This is a genomic window from Kitasatospora sp. NPDC005748 (assembly GCF_040630735.1).
In the GTDB taxonomy this organism is placed as follows: Bacteria; Actinomycetota; Actinomycetes; order Streptomycetales; family Streptomycetaceae; genus Kitasatospora.
Map to the genome: position 1 here is coordinate 111,008 of NZ_JBEXYD010000020.1, position 3,777 is coordinate 114,784.

The window sequence follows — 3,777 nt, forward strand, 5'->3', positions numbered from 1 at the left end:
GGCGACGTCCCGATGGTGGGCGACTGGAACGGCGACGGCAAGGACACCATCGGCATCTTCCGGCCGAGCACGCACGGGTTCTACCTGAGCGACTCCAACACGTCGATCGGCGTCGACCACACGGTCCTGTTCGGCGACACCGGCGACATCCCGGTCAAGGGCGACTGGAACGGCAGCGGGACGGACAAGGTCGGCATCTACCGGCCGGGCGCGGCGAGTTTCTACGGCGCGTTCCAGGACTCCGGCGCTCCGCTCTACAGCCTCCGCTTCGGCGAGGCCACCGACACCCCGCTCACCGGCCGCTGGTGAACCGGCGGCCGTCGCCCGGGCGGGCCGCCGGGCCGTCCGCCCGCTGAACCGACGGCAACGGGCCCTCTCCCCCGGCGTGGGGAGAGGGCCCGTGGTGCTGCGGGCGCGGCTGTCAGGCCGCGGCGGGGGCCTTCGCGGAGGCCTGCGCCGGGACGGCCGCCGCGGGGGCGTCGTCGTACAGGTCACCGTGCGGGTTGTTGTAGGCGACCAGGTCCAGCGTCTTCTCCCGGGCCGCCACCAGGACCGGCACGACCGCTTGACCGGCGACGTTCGTCGCCGTGCGGACCATGTCGAGGATCGGGTCGATGGCGAGGAGGAGGCCGACGCCCTCCAGGGGCAGGCCCAGGGTGGAGAGGGTCAGGGTCAGCATCACGATCGCGCCGGTGAGGCCCGCGGTGGCGGCCGAGCCGATGACCGAGACGAAGGCGATCAGCAGGTAGTCCTTGATGCCGAGGTCGATGCCGTAGACCTGGGCGACGAAGATCGCGGCCAGCGAGGGGTAGATCGCGGCGCAGCCGTCCATCTTGGTGGTCGCGCCGAACGGCACGGCGAACGAGGCGTACTCGCTCGGGACGCCGAGGCGCTCGGTGACGCGGCGGGTGACCGGCAGGGTGCCGACCGAGGAGCGGGAGACGAAGGCCAGCTGGATGGCCGGCCAGGCGCCCTTGAAGAAGTTCAGCGGGTTGAGGCCGCCGACGAACTTCAGCAGCAGGGAGTAGACCACGAACAGCACCAGGGCGCAGCCGACGTAGACGTCGATGGTCAGCGTGGCGAAGGGCTTCAGCAGGTCCCAGCCGTACTTGGCGACGGACTTGCCGATCAGGCCGAGGGTGCCGAGCGGCGAGAGCCGGATGACCCACCAGAGGGCGGTCTGCACGAGCTCCAGGACGGACTCGCTGAGCTTGAGGACGGGCTCGGCCTTCTTGCCCAGCTTGATGATCGCCGCGCCGGTCACGACCGCCAGGAAGACGATCTGCAGGACCTCGACCTCGGTGAAGGCGGTGACGATGTTGGTCGGGAAGATGCCGGTCAGGAAGTCGATCCAGCTACCGGTGGACTTCGGCGCCTTCAGGCCCTCGGTCTTCAGGTCGGTGCCGTGGCCCGGGTTGGTCAGCAGGCCCAGGCCGAGGCCGATCGCGACGGCGATCAGCGAGGTGATCAGGAACCAGAGCAGCGTCCGGGCGGCCAGCCGGGCCGCGTTGGTGACGTTGCGCAGGTTGGCGACCGACACCACGATCGCGGTGAAGACCAGCGGCGGGACGGCCAGCTTCAGCAGCTGGACGAAGATCTTGCCGATCGTCTCCAGGGTGGTGGCCAGCCAGGAGATGTCGGCCGCGCGGGCCAGGTAGCCGAGGCCGACGCCGAGCACGAGGCCGGCGACGATCTGGACCCAGAACGGGGTCTTGCGGATTCTGGCGAGCACGGACGGCGACGAGGTCGCCTCGGGCGCTGTGGACATGACGGTGCGGCTCCGGGGAGGGCGTTGCTGACGGTGGGGTGAGGCGGGGAAGGCGGCACGGCGGGTGGGCCGGACGGGAGGACGCGGCCCCGTCAGGGGCGTGCCGCCTGGATACAGCTCATGGCACGACAACGGCGCGCGCTGTCCACAGCACCCGTCAGGCAGCACTCGCGGGCGGCCGTGGGCACCGGGCCCGGGCCGTACATCCGCGCTGCTCCTGAGGTGGTCATGGCCGATACGTTAGCAGTAAAGGTTTGAGATGTTCAAAGTACTTGTTTGAGATGTGACCCGCGCAAGGGTAAATCCGGACACGAACGAGGCTGACGCACCATCAGATCGCGCCACGGGTCCGATTGACCGCTCAGCAGTTATACGTATAACTTAGAGGGAGTCCCCGCCCTCCCCTGCCCCGACCCGGAGAACCGTCCATGGGCTATGCCGCCCTGCTCCGCGCCCCGCACGTCAGCCGTCTGCTCCTCGGCACCCTGCTCGGCCGCCTCCCCGCCGGTATGACCGCCCTGGTGATCGCGCTGGCCCTGCGCGAGGCCGGCACCCCCTACAGCCGGATCGGGCTGGCCACCGCCGCCTACGCGATCTCGGCCGCCGTGGGCGGGCCGGTCCTCGGCCGGATCGTGGACCGCACCGGCCAGCCGCGGGTGCTGCTCGCCTCCGCCGTGGTCGCGGGCGGCGGGTACGCGCTCCTGGCACTCGCGCCGGGCTCGGCGCTGGCCGCACCGGTCGGCGCCGCGATCGCCGGACTGGCCATGCCGCCGCTCGAACCCTGCCTGCGCTCGCTCTGGCCGGATGTCGTCGCCGAGGAGCAGCTCGACACCGCGTACGCCTTCGACTCCGCCTCGCAGCAGATCCTCTACGTGGCCGGCCCGCTCGCGGTGGCCGGGATCGCCGGGGTCTTCAGCCCGGTCGCGGCGCTCTGGGTGGCGGCCGGGCTGGGGCTGGCCGGGGCCCTGGTGGTGGCCACCGCCGGACCGGCCCGGGCGTGGCAGGCACCGCCGCGCGCGCACTCGGCCGGTCTGCTCGGGCCGCTCCGCTCGCCCGGCCTGGTACTGCTGCTGATCGGCCTGGCCGGCGCCGGCTGGGCGGTCGGTGCCCAGAACGTGCTGTTCATCGCCTACGCGGAGGCGCACGAGGGCGGCCTGCCGGGCGGCGCGGGGACGCTGCTGGCGCTGGCCGCGCTGGGCGGACTGCTCGGCGCGCTCGGGTACGGGGCGGTGCGCTGGCGCAGCGGAACGGCGACCCGCACCTGGGTGATGGCGCTCGGGATGGCCGTCTCCTACCTCCCGCTGGTGCTGCTGCCCGGGCCGTACGCGATGGCCGCGCTGGCCTTCCTGTCCGGGATCGGGCTGGCCCCGCTGCTTGCGGCCGCGTTCGTCCTGGTCGCCGAGCTGGCCCCGGTGGGCACGGTGACCGAGGCGTTCGCCTGGCTGGTGACGCTGTTCGCGACCGGCAACTCGCTCGGCTACGCCGTCTCCGGCAACCTCGCCGAGAACTCGCTGCGCCCGGTGGCGCTCTGCGCGGCCGGCGGGATCGGCCTGGGCGGGCTGCTGCTGTTCGGCGCCCGCCGCTGGTTCCAGCCGCTGCCGGCGGCCCCGGTGGCGCAGCCGGTCCCGGTGGGCTGAACCCACCCCTCATACGTGACCGCGCCCGTCGGACCGGGTGGTCTGGCCGACGGGCGCGGTCACTGACCGTCGACGGGGTCCGGCCGACGAACTCCGTCCCGACCGGCAGGGGTGTCGGTGATCAGACCGTTGATCGGAGCGTCCGCACGCCGGAATCTCGTCGTCGGTTGATTCGCCCGCCGCTGCGGCGCGAGACGTCCTGACGGCATTTCACCTGTCCGAGCTAGGGCACGTATTCGGTCGTGATCAATCTTGGCGATTCACCTTCGCGGCGGGACCTGATCCGGTAGACCGTGGTGTGTGACGCGAGCGCAACTGACAGATGCGGAGTGGGTGTTGATCGAGCCGTACTTGCCGATCGGCGAGTACGGC

General features: G+C 71.8%; 2 protein-coding genes and 1 pseudogene. 2 read left to right on the forward strand and 1 reads right to left on the reverse strand.

What is annotated here, in order from left to right; translation table 11 throughout:
- Positions 1-309 (forward strand): annotated as a pseudogene (locus ABZ495_RS17665) (hypothetical protein); the annotation flags it as partial.
- 112 nt (positions 310-421) lie between these two features.
- Here the strand turns inward: ABZ495_RS17665 and ABZ495_RS17670 are convergent.
- The gene (locus ABZ495_RS17670; protein WP_329489225.1) at positions 422-1,768 is read right to left on the reverse strand and encodes a dicarboxylate/amino acid:cation symporter; all 1,347 of its coding nucleotides are present in this window, start codon (positions 1,766-1,768) and stop codon (positions 422-424) included.
- 428 nt (positions 1,769-2,196) lie between these two features.
- On the opposite strand from ABZ495_RS17670, the gene ABZ495_RS17675 reads away from it, so the two are divergent.
- Complete coding sequence (locus tag ABZ495_RS17675) at positions 2,197-3,405, forward strand: MFS transporter (RefSeq protein ID WP_359836698.1); 1,209 nt, start codon at positions 2,197-2,199, stop codon at positions 3,403-3,405.
- The last annotated feature ends 372 nt before the right edge of the window (positions 3,406-3,777 follow it).

What these genes read in the sequence shown, in the direction of transcription:
- ABZ495_RS17675 (WP_359836698.1), top strand. Translation starts at nt 2,197, where the DNA reads ATGGGCTATGCCGCCCTGCTCCGCGCCCCGCACGTCAGCCGTCTGCTC.
- ABZ495_RS17670 (WP_329489225.1), bottom strand. Translation starts at nt 1,768, where the DNA reads ATGTCCACAGCGCCCGAGGCGACCTCGTCGCCGTCCGTGCTCGCCAGA.